The organism is Pseudomonas sp. DNDY-54 (assembly GCF_019880365.1).
In the GTDB taxonomy this organism is placed as follows: Bacteria; Pseudomonadota; Gammaproteobacteria; order Pseudomonadales; family Pseudomonadaceae; genus Stutzerimonas; species Stutzerimonas stutzeri_P.
The window spans coordinates 958821-978177 of the sequence record NZ_CP082271.1 but is presented as its reverse complement, the minus strand read 5'-3'; the positions used below and the strand labels follow the sequence as shown (position 1 = coordinate 978177).

The window sequence follows — 19357 nt, the reverse complement described above, 5'->3', positions numbered from 1 at the left end:
ACAACCGGAAAGCCCCGAACATGAGATCGACATGCTGTTGAAAACCCGCCTTTCGGCGCTCTTCGATCTGGCCTCGCGGCTGATCCGCCGCTATCCGGGCACCGTGGCGCTATTCGGGTTCTGCTCGGGCCTCGCCAGTTTTGTGCTGGTCGAGCGACATGCTGGGCTGGCAAAGGTCATCGCGGCGATCATGCTGGTCAGCTGGCTCTGGCTGATGCTGGAAAACAGCCTGAGGCTCGGCCTGGAGCGAAGATTCGGCTGGAAAGTGCCGCCTCCCCTGCTGCGCTACATCACCCAGATGGTTCACCAGGAAAGTCTGTTCTTTATCATCCCGTTCTTCTTTATCACCACCACCTGGAACAGTGGCCAGGCCGTGTTCACTGTCATATTGGGCGCCGCAGCGCTGATTTCCCTGGTCGATCCGCTGTACTACAAATGGCTGGCCCCGCGCCGCTGGGTCTACCTGGCGTTTCATGCGCTGACCTTGTTTGCCGTCCTGCTCACGGCGCTGCCGATCATTTTCCACCTGTCGACACCGCAGAGTTACCTCTGCTCGCTGGTTATCGCTGTGCTGCTGGCGTTACCCAGCCTCCGAGGTCTGTTTCCTGAGTGGAATTGGAAAAGCCTGGTTGCTGTTCCGTTATTGGCGCTCGTCGTCGGCCTTCTTGGCTGGATGGGCCGCACCTGGGTCCCGCCTGCAACGCTGTGGCTCAATGATGTCGCGGTGACGATGAGCATCGACGATGCGTCGCGAAAACCCGGCAATCGCCTGCGGCAGTTAACCAGTTCTGAACTGCATGGAAACGGTCTTTATGCATTCACGGCAATTAACGCGCCGCGGGGGTTGAAAGAACGCATCTATCACGTGTGGGAGCACAACGGCCGACGCGTTGAGCGTATCCCGCTGGAGATAAGCGGTGGGCGCGAAGCGGGTTATCGCGCGTGGACGCACAAGCGTAATTTTCCGCAGAAGGCTGAAGGTCGCTGGCGTGTGCGGGTGATGACCGAAGCCGGTCAGATGATCGGCATGCTGCGCTTCGAAGTCACCCAGTGAACCGGCGCTCGCGACTTGGATCGAACCTCAGACACACGTAATCGCGGAGCTAGCGGGGGCAATCATGGAATGGTGGGAGGTGCTGGGCCACACCGTTGCATCAGAGTTTTCCGACATCCCTGATCTGGAGCACGGCATTCGCGTGTCGATCCGACTGCTATTGGCCATCGCGCTTGGCGGCGTGCTCGGCTATGAACGGGAGTACAAAGGCAAAGCCGCTGGGCTGCGTACCCACATGCTGGTAGCCCTCGGCGCTGCACTGTTCGTCCTGGTGCCGCTGGAAGCCGGCATGCCGCTTGAGGATCTGTCGCGAGTGATGCAGGGCATCATCACCGGGATCGGTTTTCTTGGAGCCGGCACTATCCTCAAAGGCAGCTCGCAACAGGATGTCAAAGGCCTGACCACCGCCGCGGGCATCTGGCTGACCGCCGCCATTGGCGTCGCGACCGGCCTGGGCCATGAATCCACCGCGGTACTCACGACAGGCTTCGCACTGGTGGTGTTCTTGCTGATGCCGAAACTGGAACAGCATGCCGCTGTGAGTGCGCGGCGAGACCGAAAGCAGGGCCGTGACGGCGACCAGAACCCCTGATCCAGCGCAACGCCGCCCGCCACAACAGGAGTCGCCCATGTCACCCCGCTATGTTTGTCTACTAGGCGCTGTGCTGGTCACACTGACCGGCTGCGGCGACACCGCCAGTCTGCCGGTTCAATCAGGCTACGGACCCGACCCAGCTCTTCCGGAGCCGCACCAAACACTGCTACCCACCGTCAATATCGCCAAGGCTACCGGCTGGACGGAGGGCGCGAAGCCACACGCAGCGCCGGGCTTTCGTGTCGAAGCCTTCGCGACTGCCCTCGATCACCCGCGCTGGTTGTACGTGCTGCCCAATGGCGACGTGCTGGTGGCCGAAAGCGATGCGCCACCCAAGCCTGAGAGTGGCGGTATTCGCGGCTGGATCATGAAAAAGGTCATGGCTCGCGCCGGCTCGGGCGGCAAAAGCGCCAACCGCATCACCCTTCTACGCGACAAGGACGGCGACGGGACACCGGAACAGCGGACGGTTTTCCTCGAAGGGCTGAATTCACCCTTCGGCATGGCGCTGGTTGGCGATCAGTTCTATGTCGCCAATACCGATACGCTGCTGCGCTTTCCCTATAAAGAGGGCACCACTCGCATCGAAGCCGTAGGTGAAAAGGTCGTCGACCTGCCGGCCGGCCCGATCAATCACCACTGGACCAAGAACGTAATCGCCAACAAGGACGGGACGCGCCTGTATGTCACCAGCGGCTCGAACAGCAACGTCGCCGAGAACGGCATGGAAGCGGAGGTGAATCGAGCCGCAATATTGGAGATCGATCCCGAACAGGAGACGCTGCGCTTATTCGCCTCAGGGCTGCGCAACCCCAACGGGCTGGCGTGGCAGCCAGACAGCGGCGAACTCTGGACGACGGTAAACGAACGCGACCTGATCGGCAGCGATCTGGTGCCGGACTACATGACCTCGGTGCAGGATGGCGGCTTCTATGGCTGGCCTTACAGCTATTTTGGTCAACATGTCGACGAGCGGGTGGAGCCACCGCGACCGGATCTGGTGGCGAAGGCGTTGGTACCGGATTACGCGCTGGGCGCCCATACCGCTTCGCTTGGCCTGGCGTTTTATGAGGGATCGCGGCTACCCGAACGCTATCGCAACGGCGCATTCATTGGCCAGCACGGCTCCTGGAACCGCAAACCCCGCAGCGGCTACAAGGTCGTGTTCGTCCCCTTCCGGGCCGGCCAGCCGAGCGGCGAGGCCGAGGACATACTCACCGGCTTCGTCAGCAGTGATGAAGAAGCCATGGGCCGCCCCGTGGGCGTTGCCATCGACCGCACCGGCGCAATTCTGGTGGCCGACGATGTGGGGAACACCATCTGGCGAGTGACGCCCATCGGCCGTTGATGGACGTGTGAGCTTGAGCTGATCGCATCGCGGCTAACCCGCCGAAACGACCCGCCACCGCTCACTCCCGCATCACCACAGGCAATGGGTGCGCGAGCCGGATTTCGTCCGGCGACAGCACAACGCCATACGCCAGCACCTCGACGCCCGAGGCCTGTGCGTCGTGCAACGCAGCGGCATACTGCGGGTCGATCTCACTTGCTGGGCGTACCGCCTCGACGCCGGTCAGGTTCACACAGTACAGCTGCACCGCGCGCACGCCGTCCCGCGCCAGCGCCGCCAGTTCGCGCAGGTGACGCGCGCCGCGGGTGGTTACCGCATCCGGAAAGGCGGCAACGGCGGTATGACCAAAGCCCAACGTCACGCTTTTCACTTCAACGAACGCCGGCCCAGTGGGGTAGTCCAGACGGAAATCCACCCGGCTATTTTCAACGCCATACGCCACCTCACGCTTCAGCGCGGTGAAACCGGCCAGCTCCGTGATCACCCCGGCGAGCAATGCCTCCTCGACCAATCGGTTGGCGCGGGCCGTATTGACGCACGCCAGGCGCCCCTGCGGTGTTTCCACTATCTCCCAGGTACCGGGCAGCTTGCGTTTGGGATCGTTATTGCGCTGAAACCAGACCCGCGCGCCCTCCCCCATGCAGTTGAGCATCGAGCCGGTATTCGGACAATGGATACACAGGTGCTCGCCAGCATCTGTGACCACGTCGGCGAGAAAGCGCTTGTAACGCCGGACGAGCCGGCCCTGCTCGAGCGGCGTGGTAAACCGCATCAGCCTTTCCAGCTCCGCAGACCATGAGCAATACGCTCAACGGCCTGCTGCAACTTCGGCAGATCCTGGGTATAGGCGAACCGGACATGGTGCCCAGCCTGATGGCGTCCGAAATCGAGCCCCGGGGTAATCGCCACGAACTGGGTTTCCAGCATGTGCTGGCAAAAGGAATAGGCGTCGCCCCCGAACGCACTGATATCGGCGTACAGATAGAAAGCACCTTCAGGCTCCACGGCAATTCCAAACCCCAATTCGCGCAAGGCAGGCAACAGGAAGTCCCGACGGCGCGCGAACTCGGCCCGGCGCGCTTCCAAGATTTCCAGCGTGGCCGGCTCGAAACAGGCCAGCGCGGCATGCTGGGCCATGGTCGGTGCACTGATGTAGAGATTCTGCGCGAGCTTCTCCAGCTCGCTCACAGCCTCCGGCGGTGCGACTAGCCAGCCGAGACGCCAACCCGTCATGCCGAAATACTTCGAGAAGCTGTTCAGTACGAAGGCGGCATCGTCCACTTCCAGCACGCTGGCCGCATCGGTGCCGTAGGTGAGGCCATGGTAAATCTCATCCACCACCAGATGGCCGCCGCGCCCTTTCAATGCCGCGGACAGGGCCGCCAGTTCATCCCGTGACAGCAACGTCCCCGTGGGATTGGCCGGCGAAGCGACCAGCGCACCGACGCTGTCCTTGTCCCAATACCGCTCCACCAGATCGGGCGTCAATTGGTAGCGAACGTCGGCGCCCACCGGGACCAGCTGCGCGGCGCCTTCGATCAGGCGCAGAAAGTGCCGATTGCACGGGTAACCAGGGTCCGCCAGGAGCCAGTGCTTGCCGGGGTCGACCAGCAAGCTGCTCGTAAGAAGAAGCGCACCGGATCCGCCGGGAGTAATCAGCACCCGTTCGGGGTCAATAGACAGTTGGTATCGCGTGGCGTAGAAACCGGCAATCGCTTCACGGAGTTGCGGCAGGCCGCGGGCTGCGGTGTAGCGGGTGTGACCCGCTGCAAGGGCAGCCTGGCCGGCCGCGACGATTGGCGCGGCAGTAGTGAAGTCCGGCTCACCGATTTCAAGGTGAATCACATCACGTCCCGATGCCTGAAGTTCGTTGGCACGCGCCAGCAATGCCATGACATGAAAGGGTTCGATTGCACGACTACGCGCGCTATATGACGAGGTCATTTGACCGTCCCGATGAGTACAAAACGTGAATTCTACCGAAGGTCCCTCTCACACCACAGCCACCGTGATATTCGGGAGTAGCGCACCCCGATACGATCTGGTAAGTTCGCCCGCTTGCAGCCGCAGGGCCGGCACGGGCCGGCAGAGGGATTACACTATCCTGCGCAATGGACATAGCGAGAGGCGTTCATCCATGCCCATTACCAAAACGACAAATAGCAACCAACTGATTCGCGCCTTCGTGCCCTACAAAGAGTCCAAGGGCGAGGAGTACATGAGCGACAAGATGCGCGCTCATTTCACCGGCATCCTCAACAAGTGGAAGCTGGAGCTGATGGAAGAAGTCGATCGCACTGTGCATCACATGCAGGACGAAGCGGCCAATTTCCCTGACCCGGCGGACCGCGCCAGCCAGGAAGAAGAGTTCAGTCTGGAGCTGCGTGCCCGCGATCGCGAGCGCAAGCTGATCAAAAAGATCGACGAGACGCTGCAGCTGATCGAAGACAACGAATACGGCTGGTGCGATTCCTGCGGCGTTGAGATCGGCATTCGCCGTCTGGAAGCCCGTCCCACCGCCACGCTGTGCATCGACTGCAAGACGCTGGCGGAGATCAAGGAAAAGCAGATCGGTTCCTGATCCCGAACGGGGCGCTTCGGCGCCCCGCTTCATTTCAGGCATCTTCTCCCGCCGCACCCCGCCTCGCTGATTCTTCACCCGAGCCGGCCCGCCATGCCCCCAACCGTTACGCCCTCTTCAGCCTATGTCGGTCGCTTCGCCCCGACACCTAGCGGCTACCTGCATTTCGGCTCGCTGACCGCTGCCCTCGCCTCTTATCTCGACGCCCGCGCCGCCGGGGGCCGCTGGCTGCTGCGCATGGAAGACATCGATCCGCCACGGGAGATGACCGGCGCACAGCACGCCATCCTTCAGGCACTGGAAGCCTACGGGTTCGAGTGGGATGGGCAGATGGTGCGCCAGAGCGAACGCCTGGACAGTTACAACGCCGTGGTTGATCGTCTTAGACAGGACGGCCATGCCTACGCCTGCAATTGCTCGCGCAAGCAACTTGAGCCCTTCGGCGGCCACTATCCGGGGTTCTGCCGCGATGCCGGCCGGGAGATGGAGAATGCCGCCGTCCGCCTGCGCGTGCCTGACGGCGAGTACGGCTTCACAGATCGGCTGCAGGGTGAGTTCCGCCAGCACCTCGCCCGGGACGTCGGTGATTTCGTCATTCGCCGTCGCGACGGACTGATCGCATACCAGCTCGCTGTAGTGCTTGACGATGCCTGGCAAGGGGTAACCGATATCGTCCGCGGGGCCGACTTGCTCGACTCCACACCGCGTCAGCTTTACCTGCAGGCGCTGCTCGGTCTCCCGCAGCCGCGGTACCTTCACGTCCCCCTGATCATTCAGCCGGACGGCCATAAGCTCGGCAAACGCTACCGCTCCCCGCCGCTGCAGCCAGAGGAGGCGACCCCACTGTTACTCCGCGCGCTGCGTGCCCTCGGCCAGCCAACCGAAAGCGCGCTGGACGACGCACTGCCGTGCGAGATACTGGCTTGGGCGATCACGCACTGGGATGCCACACGTGTCCCGCGCTGCCGCAGCCTGGCCGAGGCGCAGTTGCGCTGACGCAGCACGCAGTCACTAGAGCGCCGTGGCTCGTGCCAGCGCTCCGCTCGACAACTGACGTATGTGGCCTGCAGCGTGCTGCTGCTTTACCATCCCCCGCACTTCCGACACGAGTTCCAGCATGTACATCTACCGACTGGTGCTGCTCCTGGTGGTGGGGATCTACCTGTTTTCCCCCGCGATCATGGACTGGTGGATCGACCCTAACGGTGCCTGGTACAGGCCTTACCTGTTGTGGCTGATTCTTATCGTGGTGACCTTCATTCTTCAGAGTCAGCGCGATGCAGACGAGCTTTAGCCTTAGCCAACTGATTCTGATCAGCGTCGCTTACCTGCTGGTGCTGTTCGGAGTGGCCTGGGTCAGCGAGCGCGGCCTGATACCACGCTGGGTCATTCGCCACCCCTTGACCTACACCCTGTCTCTGGGCGTCTACGCCAGTGCCTGGGCGTTTTATGGAACCGTTGGCCTGGCCTATCAGTATGGCTACGGCTTCCTCGCGACATACCTGGGTGTCTGCGGCGCCTTCTTGCTTGCGCCGGTGCTGCTCTACCCAATCCTGCGCATCACCCGAACCTATCAGCTGGCCTCGCTGGCGGATCTGTTTGCCTTCCGCTTCCGCAGCACCTGGAGCGGCGCGCTGACCACGATCGTCATGCTGATTGGCATGCTGCCGCTGCTGGCTTTGCAGATCCAGGCGGTAGCCGATGCCATCGGCATCCTCACGCTCGAGCCCCTGCAGGAGCGAGTGGCGCTGGGCTACTGCGTGATGATCATGCTGTTCACCATTTTGTTCGGCGCCCGCCATATCGCAACACGGGAGAAACACGAAGGCCTGGTGTTCGCCATCGCCTTCGAATCGGTGGTCAAGCTGCTGACGTTCGGCGCCATCGGCCTCTACGCGCTTTTCGTGGTGTTCGGCGGCCCACATCAACTGGAAATCTGGTTGCTGCAAAACCAGTCAGCCTTGCAGGCCTTGCATACGCCGCTCCAGGAAGGCCCCTGGCGGACCCTGCTGTTGGTGTTCTTTGCGTCGGCCATTGTCATGCCCCACATGTACCACATGACCTTTACTGAGAATCTCAACCCACGCGCCCTGGTCAGTGCGAGCTGGGGTCTGCCGCTGTATCTGCTGTTGATGAGCCTCGCCGTGCCGCTGATCCTCTGGGCCGGACTGAAACTCGGCGTTAGCACCAATCCGGAATACTTCACCCTTGGCCTGGGCATCACGGCACAGAGCGAGGCGCTCACGCTGTTGGCCTTTGTGGGTGGGCTATCGGCCTCGAGCGGCCTGATCATTGTCAGCACCCTGGCCCTGTCGGGAATGGCCCTCAACCACTTGGTACTGCCGCTTTACCAGCCGCCGACCGAGGGCAACATCTATCGATGGCTGAAATGGACGCGCCGCAGCCTGATCCTGGCGATCATCATGGCCGGCTACGGCTTCTATTTAATGCTAGGTGCCGAACAGGATCTATCGAATCTGGGCATTGTCGCCTTCGTCGCGACGCTGCAGTTCCTGCCCGGCGTGCTCTCGGTGCTCTACTGGCCGACCGCCAACCGTCGCGGTTACATCGTCGGCCTGCTGGCTGGCATTGCGGTCTGGGTCGTCACCATGCTGTTGCCGCTGGTGGGCAACCTCGATGGCTTCTACATCCCGTTGTTCAACGTCGTCTACGTGCTTGACGACACCAGCTGGCACCTGGCAGCGATCGCGTCTCTGGCGGTGAACGTGTTGGCGTTCTCGCTGTTCTCGCTGTTCACCGAAACCAGCGCAGAGGAACAGGCCGCGGCCGAAGCCTGCGCCGTGGAGAATGTCCGTCGACCACAGCGCCGTGAGCTGGCAGCCGCCTCGCCGCAAGAATTCGCCACCCAGCTGGCCAAGCCGCTGGGCGCCAAGACCGCGCAGCGCGAGGTGGAACAGGCGCTGCGGGATCTGCAGCTGCCGTTCGACGAACATCGTCCCTATGCCTTGCGCCGGCTGCGCGACCGCATCGAGGCGAACTTGTCAGGCTTGATGGGCCCGAGCGTTGCGCAGGATATCGTCGAGAACTTTCTCTCCTACAAGAACGGGGCTGAGGGCTACATCACCGAAGATATCCATTTCATTGAGAGCCGCCTGGAGGACTATCACTCGCGCCTCACCGGCCTGGCCGCGGAGCTCGATGCGCTGCGCCGTTACCATCGGCAGACCCTGCAGGAATTGCCTATGGGCGTCTGCTCGCTGGCCAAGGATCAGGAGATTCTGATGTGGAATCGCGCGCTGGAGGAGCTCACCGAAATCCCGGCGCTGCAAGTGGTGGGGTCGCGCCTGTCGACCATTGCCGAACCCTGGCAGAGCCTACTCGCTGACTTCATTCAGCAGCGCGACGAACACCTGCACAAACAACGCTTGCAACTGGACGGGCACAGCCGCTGCCTGAACCTGCACAAGGCCGCAATCGCCGAGCCGCTGGCGCCCGGCAACAGCGGCCTGGTACTGCTGATCGAAGACCTCACCGAAACCCAGCAGCTGGAAGACCGGCTGGTGCACTCCGAACGGCTGGCCAGCATCGGACGACTGGCCGCCGGTGTCGCCCACGAGATTGGCAACCCAATCACCGGCATCGCCTGCCTGGCGCAAAACCTGCGCGAGGAGCGCGAAGCGGATGGCGAAATCATCGAAATCAGCAACCAGATCGTCGAACAGACCAAGCGGGTTTCGCGCATCGTCCAGTCGCTGATGAGCTTCGCTCACGCGGGCGGGCGGCAACAAGACCTGTACCCGGTGAGCCTGGCAGAGGTCGCGCAGGATGCGATCGCCCTCCTCTCGCTCAACCGAAGCGGCACCGATGTGCACTTTTTCAACCTCTGTGACCCCAGCCATCTGGCCGAAGGCGATCCGCAGCGTCTCGCTCAAGTTCTGATCAACCTGCTCTCCAATGCCCGTGATGCGTCGGAGTCCGGCGGCGCGATACGGGTGCGCAGCGAGCAGTCAGAGCAGACTGTTTACCTCATCGTCGAAGACGAAGGCAGCGGGATTCCGCAATCGATTAAGGACCGGCTGTTCGAGCCCTTCTTCACCACCAAAGACCCAGGCGAAGGGACCGGGCTGGGGCTTGCGCTGGTCTATTCGATCGTTGAAGAGCATTATGGGCAGATCAATATCGACAGTCCGGCAGACCCAGAAACCCAACGCGGCACCCGTTTCCGCATCACCCTGCCGCGACATGTCGAGGCGACAGATGCCATTGACTGACGAGGCGATCGGGGGAGTTCGCCTCGTATTGGCCGGAAGCAACACCGCGTGCAACGGATCACGCCGGGGCTTGCGTCAACGTGGCACTGCAGCCCTGAGCGGAATAACCCGCGCCGCATCGCGACAGCTTGCACGGGCCATTGAAGTGCGTCATGCGCCGTCCTTCACATAGGCCCGTAGCCGCCTTAAGACCGTCGAGAGAGTACTGATGTCACATATTCTGATCGTCGAAGACGAAACCATCATCCGCTCCGCCTTGCGCCGACTTCTCGAACGCAACCAGTACGAGGTCAGCGAAGCCGGTTCGGTTCAGGAAGCTCAAGAGCGCTTCAGCATTCCGGGTTTCGATCTGATCGTCAGTGATCTGCGCCTGCCCGGCGCGCCCGGCACCGAGTTGATCAAGCTTGCCGAGGGCACCCCGGTGCTGATCATGACCAGCTACGCGAGCCTGCGCTCCGCCGTGGACTCGATGAAAATGGGCGCGGTCGACTACATCGCCAAACCCTTCGATCACGATGAAATGCTGCAGACCGTCGCCCGCATTCTCCACGACCGGCAGCATGCCACCACGGCTCCCGCTACCACGTCCCGTAACACCTCGGCTCCGGCCGCGGCGGGTGATAACGATTCCGCGAACGGCGAGATTGGCATTATTGGACGCTGCGGCCCGATGCAGGATCTGTTCACCAAGATCCGCAAGGTTGCACCCACCGATTCCAATGTGTTGATTCAGGGTGAGTCGGGCACCGGCAAGGAGCTCGTCGCTCGCGCCCTGCACAATCTCTCCCGCCGCGCCAAAGCACCGATGATCTCGGTCAACTGCGCCGCCATTCCAGAAACCCTGATTGAGTCTGAGCTCTTTGGCCACGAGAAAGGCGCGTTCACCGGCGCCAGCGCCGGCCGCGCCGGCCTGGTTGAGGCGGCGGATGGCGGCACCTTGTTCCTGGATGAGATCGGCGAATTGCCACTGGAAGCCCAGGCGCGGCTGTTACGTGTGTTACAGGAAGGCGAAATCCGGCGTGTCGGCTCTACCCAGTCGCAGAAGGTCGACGTTCGCTTGATCGCCGCAACTCACCGTGACCTGAAAACCCTGGCCAAAAACGGACAGTTTCGAGAAGACCTCTACTACCGATTGCATGTGATCGCGCTGAAGCTGCCGCCCTTGCGTGATCGCGGCTCAGACGTGCTGGAAATCGCCAAGGCCTTCCTGGCACGGCAAGGTGAACGCATGGGCGCAGAGGAGTTGCACTTCTCTCGGGAGGCCGAGCAGGCGGTACGGCTGTACACCTGGCCGGGGAACGTGCGCGAACTGGAGAATGCCATTGAACGGGCCGCGATTCTCAGCGAGAGCGAGGAGATCAGCGCGGAACTGCTGGGTATCGATATCGAGCTCGATAGCCTCGATGATGATTTCGATGAGCCCTGCACGCCGTTGAGTTCGGGCGTCTCGACCAGCAATGAGCCCACCGAGGATCTGTCACTGGAGGACTATTTCCAGCACTTCGTGCTCGAGCATCAGGATCACATGACCGAGACCGAACTCGCACGCAAGCTGGGTATCAGCCGCAAGTGCTTGTGGGAACGCCGTCAACGGCTTGGCATCCCGCGGCGCAAATCGACCGCAGCTGGGTAGTGACGTGTTACCGGCACTACGAAGACGTAACAAAATGCGGGTTCAACGGTAACGGACGCCCTTCAGTTTTCAGCCTGAATCTAACACCAAAAAACATAAACGATTGATTTTAAAGGGTTTATAAAAGCTGGCACGGCAAATGCTTTCTATCTGGCACAACAACAATAACAAGCAGACCCACAATAAGAACAAGACGTACCGGCTCTAGCAGAATAAATACAAGAAGGCGGAGGCGTAGCTAACTGATTCTTTTGGAGAGGAAGTGCCAAATGGGGTTTAGACCCCGCAACCAGGCTGAGAACAACAAAAACTGCACAAGCAGAGCCTGAACTGGTTGGATCAATGAGATCGATGGCAAGTCAGCGACCAAAGAAATCCGTTTGCTCTTTGCTCCCAATGTAGGAGCACTTCCCGGAAGCGATAGCGGAAGGGAACGGGTGATCCAACAAAAACAACACGCCCGAATTACTAATAACAACAAAGCACGCGACATCATTTAAAGGGGAGCTTCGGCTCCCCTTGTGCTTTCCGGCTCCGGGCCGATGTTTTGACACCTCCCCGCGCTTCGTTCACCATCCTTTGCTCCCGGTGCTAGAATCCACGCTCGTTTCGTGGCTATTCCTTTTGCCACCTTGTCATTCCGCCACACAGTGCCTCTCATGCTGAAAAAGCTGTTCCAGTCTTTTCGTTCTCCCTTGCGCCGCTTCCCGCATCCTCGTCGCACACCCGAAATACTGTCCAGCCGGCAGCATTCGCTGCATCGCAATGACCTGAGCCGACACGCCGTCAGCGTAGTCGAGCGACTCCAACACGCCGGTTACGAGGCCTATGTAGTAGGCGGCTGCGTACGCGACCTGTTGCTGGACCTGGACCCCAAAGATTACGACGTCGCCACCAGCGCGACGCCCGAGCAGGTCCGGGCCGAGTTCCGCAATGCGCGCGTGATCGGCCGACGCTTCAAGCTGGTCCACGTGCATTTCGGCCGCGAAATCATCGAAGTGGCCACTTTCCGTGCGAACCATCCGGAGGCGGACGATGACGAAGACAGCCACCTGGCGTCCCGCAACGAGAGCGGGCGAATATTGCGTGACAACGTCTACGGCACACTGGAAGACGACGCTCAGCGCCGCGATTTCACCATTAACGCGCTGTATTACGATCCGTCGAGCGAGCGCATCCTCGACCATACCCATGGCGTTCGTGACATTCGCAACCGGCTGATCCGCCTGATTGGCGATCCCGAGCAGCGCTACCAGGAAGACCCCGTGCGTATGCTTCGCGCAGTCCGCTTCGCCGCGAAGCTTGACTTCGAGATCGAACAGCACAGCGCTGAGCCCATCGCCGATCTCGCAGACCTCCTGAATGACGTCCCTGCCGCGCGACTGTTCGACGAAATCATCAAGCTGTTCCTGAGTGGCAAGGCCGAGCGAACCTTCGAGCTGCTGCTGGAATACGATCTGTTCGCCCCGCTGTTCCCGGCGAGTGCCGAAGCCCTGGACGACAATCCGGAATACACCGAAACACTGATTCGCAACGCCTTGGCCAATACCGACCAGCGCATTGCCCAAGGCAAACCTGTGACGCCGGCGTTCCTGTTCGCGGCGTTGCTCTGGCCGGCATTGCCGGCGCGTGTCGCCGAAGCCCAGGCGCGAGGGCTGCCGCCTATTCCGGCGATGCAGGAAGCCGCACACGATTTAATCTGGGAACAATGCCAGCGCACCGCAATACCGAAGCGTTTCACGATGCCCATGCGCGAAATATGGGATATGCAGGAGCGCTTGCCACGCCGCCAAGGCCGTCGCGCCGACCAGCTACTGGACAATCCGCGTTTCCGCGCGGGGTATGACTTTCTCCTTCTTCGCGAAAGCGCCGGCGAGGAGACCGAAGGCCTTGGTGACTGGTGGACCGAGTATCAGGAAGCCAGCGACAGCGAGCGTCGCACTATGATTCGCGGCCTTAGTACCAAGGATGATGGCGGCGCCCCCCGCAAACGTCGCCGCAGCGGACGTCGCAAGCGCGGCCCGAACGACAGCGCACCGGTTCCCGCCGAGTAAATGGAACGGGTTTACATTGGTCTGGGCAGCAACTTGGCCGAGCCACGCGAGCAGCTGCGCGGCGCGCTCAAGGCGTTGACAGCCATTCCTTCATCGCAGCTGATCGCTGTGTCGTCGTTGTATATCAGTGACCCGCTCGGCCCTCCTGACCAGCCCCGCTACAACAATGCGGTCGCCGCGCTGGATACGTCGTTGCCCCCTCTGGAGTTGCTCGATGCACTGCAGGCGATCGAGCAGGCGCACGGCCGGGCACGCAAGGCTGAGCGCTGGGGCCCGCGGACGTTGGATCTGGATATTCTGCTTTACGGCGACCGTCTACTCGACGAGCCCCGCCTGACGGTACCTCACTACCACCTCCACGCCCGGGCCTTCGTCCTTTATCCATTAGCAGAAGTGGCGCCGGAAAGCTTGCAGCTGGCCGATGGACGCCGCCTGGCCGATCTGCTCGCGGCCTGTCCCTATACCGGCCTTGAGCGCGCGGATCACGCCCTGTAACCAATCGGTAACAGTTGTTACACACGGGTAACACACCGGATTGACTTAGTACGCCACCCTCGTGACTATAAGCGCCCGCTACCGGCACGCATCGATTTGGGGCCGTTCCCCATGATGACGCTCCACTGCAACCCTCAGAGGCTCTAGGAGGACGGCATTCATGCCAGACGTAACTCTGACCACCCTGCAAGGCCTCAAGCAGAAAGGCGAAAAGATCGTCATGCTCACCTGCTATGACGCGACCTTCGCCAAAACCGCCTGCGAAGCCGGGGTCGAGATGCTACTGATCGGCGACTCGCTAGGTATGGTCCTGCAGGGGCACGACAGCACCCTACCGGTGACCATTGAAGAAATGGCCTACCACACCGCCTGCGTCAAACGTGGCAACCGCGGCGCAATGATTGTTGCGGACCTACCGTTCATGGCCAACGCGACGCTTGAGCAGACGCTGAACAACTCCGCAACGCTGATGAAAGCCGGCGCGCACATGGTCAAGGTCGAGGGCGCGGCATGGCTGGCTGACTCCATTCGTTTACTGACCGAACGCGGCATTCCGGTCTGTGCCCACATGGGCCTGACCCCACAGGCGGTGAACGTTTTCGGCGGCTACAAGGTTCAGGGGCGCCAGGTAGGACAGGCGCAACAGATGATTGCGGACGCCAAGGCGCTGGAGGCGGCCGGGGCCGCGATGCTGCTGCTCGAGTGCGTCCCCAGCGAACTGGCCGCTCGGATCACCGAGGCCGTAGCGGTGCCCGTCATCGGCATCGGCGCCGGCAATGCCACAGATGGGCAGGTGCTTGTACTGCACGACATGCTCGGTTTATCGCTGAGTGGCCGCGCACCGAAGTTCGTCAAAAACTTCATGCACGAACATGGCGATATCCCGACTGCGATTGCCGCCTATGCCCGGGCGGTGAAAGCAGTTGAATTCCCCGCAGCCGAACATGGGTTTTCCGCATGAACGTGGTTAGAACCGTAGCTGACTTGCGCGCCGCGGTGACCCGTGCGCGTAACGATGGCAAGCGTATCGGCTTCGTGCCGACCATGGGCAATCTCCACGCTGGCCATATCGCGCTGGTGAAAAAGGCAGGCCAGCGCGCCGACTTCGTGGTTGCCAGCATTTTTGTGAATCCTCTGCAGTTCGGCCCCAACGAAGACCTTGCCAACTACCCACGTACGCTCACCGCCGATCAGGACAAGCTCTTCGAGGCTGGCTGCCATCTATTGTTCGCGCCCAGCGTCGAGGAGATGTATCCCCACGGTCAGGCCATGCAGACCATTGTCCGGGTGCCAGGCGTATCCGAGGGCCTGTGCGGCGGAAGCCGGCCGGGGCATTTCGACGGGGTCTCAACGGTCGTGACCAAGCTATTCAACATGGTGCTTCCCGATCTCGCAGTGTTTGGCCAGAAGGACTTTCAGCAGTTGGCTGTGATCCGCACCATGGTCCGCGACCTGAACATGCCCGTACAGATCATCGGCGAGCCAATCGTACGTGCCGAAGACGGCTTGGCGTTGTCATCGCGCAACGGTTACCTCAGCACCGAGGAACGCGCCCTTGCACCGATGCTGTATCGCATCTTGGGCGAAATGGCCGAGGCGATTCGCAATGGGGATCGCAATTTCCCAGCGCTGCTGGCGCACGGCCATCAGGCATTGCTGACTGCCGGTCTACGACCCGATTATCTGGAGATCCGCAATGCTGTGGACCTCCAGCCTGCCGCCTCGGATACCAACGAGCTGGTCATTCTTGTCGCTGCTTTCCTCGGCAAGACACGCCTGATCGACAACCTGATCGTGGATGCCACCCAGCCCTCGCCGCTGTAACCGTCGACTATCGTTATCCCCGCCCCTCGGTCTTGATCCGACCTGAGGGTTCGGGCACACTCTGCGCCGCTTGCGCACCCGGAGGAACCCGCCATGCACGCCATCATGCTCAAGGCCAAACTGCACCGCGCCCAGGTGACCCACTCGGTGCTGGACTATGAAGGATCATGCGCCATCGACGGCGACTGGCTGGATCTGGCCGGAATCCGCGAATACGAGCAGATCCAGATTTATAACGTCGATAACGGCGAGCGCTTCACGACGTACGCTATCCGTGGTGAAGAAGGCTCGAAGATTATCTCGGTTAACGGCGCAGCCGCCCACAAGGCCGGCGTAGGGCATCGCCTGATCATTTGCGCTTACGCCCATTACAGCGAAGCCGAACTGGCGAGCTTCAAGCCACACGTGCTCTACATGGGCGCCGATGGCAACCTCAGCCATACCAGTAATGCCATACCGGTTCAGGTCGCCTGATACTGAAGTGGTTGTCAAAAAAGCCTGCAACGCCTCCGGCGCTGCAGGTTTTTTTGTGCCTTGGAGCTTTCCCCGCTCTCGCGAATCTGCAATCGTCTTGGTGCGCCGGGCGGCTACTGAAACTGCCGCAGCATGTATTCGGAACGCCGGGCGTTTTTCCAAGTCAGACTGTCTCGGCAGTGCAGGATGCGCCGCCACCGCTTCTCGAACCGGAGCGGTACGCGCCCGGCGCATTCAGGATGAATGCCTGCGCGTCAGCATGATCGAATGACTGTCCAACCACTGCAGCCGATCCATCCCTGGCATGGAGTTGCTCAGCCGAGCAGACAGTCCGCCAAGCAAAGGAAGCCGCACTACCATGAGCTACTATCAGCACCCTCTCGATGCTACTGGCCTGTCGTCCTGGAAGGCCTTGGAAGAACACCGTCTGTCCATGCAGCATTTCAGCATGCGCGAGGCGTTCAAGGCCGACCCGACACGCTTCAATGACCTGTCGGTTTCCTGCTGTGGCCTTTTTCTCGATTATTCGAAGAACCTCATTACCCCGGAAACCCGTACGCTGCTGGTGAACCTCGCTCGGGAGGCCGGCGTTGAGCAGGCCGCTCGTGCGATGTTTGAGGGCGAGCGGATCAATGCTTCTGAAAACCGCCCCGTGCTCCACACTGCACTGCGCCGCCCAATGGGCGATTCGGTCATGGTGGACGGACAGAACATCATGCGCGACGTGCACACGGCTCTCGCACAGATGACGGACATCGTCACCCGCATTCACAACAACCTCTGGCGCGGTTTCAGCGATAAGACCATCACCGACGTGGTGAACATCGGCATCGGTGGCTCGTTCCTTGGGCCACAGCTCGTTTCCGAAGCACTGCTGCCATTTACCCAGCATGGCGTACGCACCCACTACCTCGCCAACATCGATGGCAGTGAATTCCGTGAAGTGACCGCCAAGCTGAACGTCGAAACCACACTGTTCATCATTTCCAGCAAGACCTTCGGCACCCTCGAGACGTTGAAGAACGCCCAAGCCGCGCGGACCTGGTACCTGGGTAAAGGCGGCACCGAAGAGAAGCTCTACCGCCACTTCATCGCCGTTACGAGCAACAAAAAGGCAGCGGTCGAGTTCGGGATACGTGAAAAAAATATCTTCCCGATGTGGGACTGGGTGGGGGGCCGCTATTCACTATGGTCGGCAATTGGTTTGCCTATCGCATTGGCCATTGGCATGTCCAACTTCAAGGATCTGCTGTCCGGTGCCTACAGCATGGACCAGCATTTCCTGAACGAGCCGTTCGAAAGCAATATGCCAGTGCTGCTGGCAATGCTCGGCGTCTGGTACCACAACTTCTGGGGCGCGCAGAGCTATGCCTTCCTGCCGTACGACCATTATCTGCGCAACTTCGTTAAACACCTTCAGCAGATGGACATGGAGTCCAACGGCAAGAGTGTCCGTCAAGACGGTACGCCGGTGTCCTGTACCACCGGACCTGTGATCTGGGGAGGAGTTGGTGCCAACGGTCAACATGCGTATCACCAGCTGCTTCACCAAGGTACGCCACTGATTCCGGCCGACTTTATCGTGCCAGTGGTCAGCCACAACCCCGTGGCGGATCACCATGAGTGGTTGTATGCCAACTGCCTGTCGCAGAGCCAGGCATTGATGCTCGGCAAGACCCGTGGAGAAGCAGAAGCAGAGCTGCGCTCAAAGGGCCTGAACGACGCGGAAATCGCGCGTCTCGCGCCGCATAAGGTCATTCCAGGCAACCGTCCAAGCAACACGGTAGTCATGGAAACCATTAGCCCGGGCCGCTTGGGCGCACTGATCGCACTCTACGAGCACAAGGTGTTTGTGCAGGGTGTGATCTGGGGAATCAACTCGTTTGACCAGTGGGGCGTGGAGCTTGGCAAGGACCTGGGCAAGGCAGTCTACGGTCAGATGACCAGCTTCGATGCGCCGCCCGCCGAAGACGCCTCGACGCAGGGACTGATCGATTTCTTCCGGGGTCGTCACCGCGGCTGATCCGCCACTCAAGCCGGACAGCACCTCGTCGCTGTTCGGCTTATCCCCACCCTCCTCGTCCTCACCCACGGCCACTTCGCGGCCGCCTAGCTGGGGTAGCGCGCGCTGCGAGTAAGATTCTCTTTCTGGCACACCAAGACGTTACCCATGGAAATTATTCGACACCATATCGAATCGCAGGTGCTGAGCCTTACCGGACTGGCAATAGGCGGTGTCGACTACGAAAACCCGCCGGGCGATCCGGGCCTGTTCGGGCCGGACTCGGTGTGCTGGCGCGTCCACGGCGATTTCACCTCAATGATGGTCGGCGGCATCTCCGCGCTGCTGCTCCAGGCGCTGCATCCGCTTGCGCTCGCCGGGGTATGGGATCATTCGAATTTTCGTCAAGATCTGCTCGGCCGGCTCCGCCGCACCGGACAGTTTATTTCCGGGACAACGTTCGGCAGCCAGGCTGATGCCCAGCGCCTGATCGAGCGTGTCCGGGCGATTCACTTGAACGTCACGGGCCATGCCGCTGACGGTCGGCCTTACGCTGCCTACGATCCGGATCTGCTGACCTGGGTACACGTCGCCGAGGTCAGCAGCTTTCTCAAGGCGCATTTGCGCTATCTCAATCCGGCCCTCAGCAGCAGCGATCAGGATCGCTACTACGCGGAGGTGGCCTTGATCGCCGAGTCGCTCGGTGCGCATGGCGTACCGCGCTCCCGAGCGCAGATAGCCGACTATCTGCAGGGCATACGGCCGCAATTGCGATGCGACGACCGCTCGCGGGAGATCATGCACGTGCTCTTTAACGCACCGGCACCCAGCGCGTTGGCTCGTCCGTTCGGTGCGTTGATGATGCAAGCCGGGGTCGAATTGCTGCCGGATTGGGCGAGCGACATGCTTGATTTGCGGCAGACCCTACGTCAACGCCAGCTGATCCAGCTCGGCGTCAGGCGTACTGCACCCATACTGCGCTGGGCGGTACGCAGCGGTTCGGTGCACCGCGCGCGCCGGCGGATGGGCCTCCCTATCCGCTAGCGTGACCGGCGGGTTTCG

The 19357-nt window shown here is 61.2% G+C and carries 17 protein-coding genes; 15 read left to right on the top strand and 2 right to left on the bottom strand.

Translation table 11 applies throughout. The features are described from left to right. Window positions 1-31 precede the first annotated feature (31 nt). From K4O48_RS04635 to K4O48_RS04625, 3 genes are all read left to right on the top strand, one after another. Entirely contained in the window at window positions 32-1054 is a 1023-nt protein-coding gene (locus tag K4O48_RS04635) for a DUF5924 family protein (RefSeq protein ID WP_222910904.1), read from the top strand. A 64-nt stretch (window positions 1055-1118) separates the two neighbouring features. After that, window positions 1119-1646 (top strand): MgtC/SapB family protein, encoded by a 528-nt coding sequence (locus K4O48_RS04630; protein WP_222910903.1) that lies wholly within the window; start codon window positions 1119-1121, stop codon window positions 1644-1646. Between the two features lie 37 nt (window positions 1647-1683). After that, the gene (locus tag K4O48_RS04625; RefSeq protein WP_222910902.1) at window positions 1684-2997 is read left to right on the top strand and encodes a sorbosone dehydrogenase family protein; all 1314 of its coding nucleotides are present in this window, start codon (window positions 1684-1686) and stop codon (window positions 2995-2997) included. Window positions 2998-3058: 61 nt separating this feature from the next. Here K4O48_RS04625 and sfsA read toward each other — a convergent pair whose 3' ends face one another. Beyond that, window positions 3059-3772 (bottom strand): DNA/RNA nuclease SfsA, encoded by a 714-nt coding sequence (gene sfsA, locus K4O48_RS04620; protein WP_222910901.1) that lies wholly within the window; start codon window positions 3770-3772, stop codon window positions 3059-3061. Beyond that, window positions 3772-4944 (bottom strand): pyridoxal phosphate-dependent aminotransferase, encoded by a 1173-nt coding sequence (locus tag K4O48_RS04615; RefSeq protein ID WP_222910900.1) that lies wholly within the window; start codon window positions 4942-4944, stop codon window positions 3772-3774. Before K4O48_RS04615 ends, sfsA begins: the two co-directional genes overlap by 1 nt. A 193-nt stretch (window positions 4945-5137) precedes the next feature. On the opposite strand from K4O48_RS04615, the gene dksA reads away from it, so the two are divergent. From dksA to K4O48_RS04555, 12 genes are all read left to right on the top strand, one after another. Then, window positions 5138-5581, top strand: coding sequence for an RNA polymerase-binding protein DksA (dksA, locus tag K4O48_RS04610; protein WP_222910899.1), 444 nt, complete (start codon window positions 5138-5140; stop codon window positions 5579-5581). A gap of 93 nt (window positions 5582-5674) precedes the next feature. Further along, the gene (gene gluQRS / locus K4O48_RS04605; protein ID WP_222910898.1) at window positions 5675-6577 is read left to right on the top strand and encodes a tRNA glutamyl-Q(34) synthetase GluQRS; all 903 of its coding nucleotides are present in this window, start codon (window positions 5675-5677) and stop codon (window positions 6575-6577) included. 121 nt (window positions 6578-6698) lie between these two features. Next, entirely contained in the window at window positions 6699-6875 is a 177-nt protein-coding gene (locus tag K4O48_RS04600) for a hypothetical protein (RefSeq protein WP_003095129.1), read from the top strand. After that, the gene (locus K4O48_RS04595; RefSeq protein WP_222910897.1) at window positions 6859-9813 is read left to right on the top strand and encodes a sensor histidine kinase; all 2955 of its coding nucleotides are present in this window, start codon (window positions 6859-6861) and stop codon (window positions 9811-9813) included. Before K4O48_RS04600 ends, K4O48_RS04595 begins: the two co-directional genes overlap by 17 nt. A gap of 208 nt (window positions 9814-10021) precedes the next feature. Beyond that, complete coding sequence (locus K4O48_RS04590; protein WP_222910896.1) at window positions 10022-11446, top strand: sigma-54-dependent transcriptional regulator; 1425 nt, start codon at window positions 10022-10024, stop codon at window positions 11444-11446. 659 nt (window positions 11447-12105) lie between these two features. Next, window positions 12106-13500: a polynucleotide adenylyltransferase PcnB gene (locus K4O48_RS04585; protein ID WP_222910895.1), complete on the top strand. Its 1395-nt coding sequence runs from the start codon at window positions 12106-12108 to the stop codon at window positions 13498-13500. Next, window positions 13501-13995, top strand: a complete 495-nt coding sequence (folK, locus tag K4O48_RS04580; protein ID WP_222910894.1) for a 2-amino-4-hydroxy-6-hydroxymethyldihydropteridine diphosphokinase — start codon at window positions 13501-13503, stop codon at window positions 13993-13995. 160 nt (window positions 13996-14155) lie between these two features. Then, a complete protein-coding gene (gene panB, locus K4O48_RS04575) occupies window positions 14156-14956 on the top strand; it encodes a 3-methyl-2-oxobutanoate hydroxymethyltransferase (RefSeq protein ID WP_222910893.1) in 801 nt (266 codons plus the stop codon). Then, window positions 14953-15819, top strand: coding sequence for a pantoate--beta-alanine ligase (gene panC / locus K4O48_RS04570; RefSeq protein WP_222910892.1), 867 nt, complete (start codon window positions 14953-14955; stop codon window positions 15817-15819). Before panB ends, panC begins: the two co-directional genes overlap by 4 nt. A gap of 93 nt (window positions 15820-15912) precedes the next feature. After that, on the top strand, window positions 15913-16293 hold the full coding sequence (gene panD / locus K4O48_RS04565; RefSeq protein WP_222910891.1) for an aspartate 1-decarboxylase: 381 nt from the start codon (window positions 15913-15915) through the stop codon (window positions 16291-16293). A gap of 358 nt (window positions 16294-16651) precedes the next feature. After that, window positions 16652-18316 carry a glucose-6-phosphate isomerase gene (pgi, locus tag K4O48_RS04560; protein ID WP_222910890.1) on the top strand — a complete coding sequence of 555 codons (1665 nt, stop codon included), beginning with the start codon at window positions 16652-16654 and terminating at the stop codon, window positions 18314-18316. Window positions 18317-18463: 147 nt separating this feature from the next. Next, complete coding sequence (locus tag K4O48_RS04555; RefSeq protein WP_222910889.1) at window positions 18464-19339, top strand: oxygenase MpaB family protein; 876 nt, start codon at window positions 18464-18466, stop codon at window positions 19337-19339. Window positions 19340-19357: the final 18 nt, after the last annotated feature.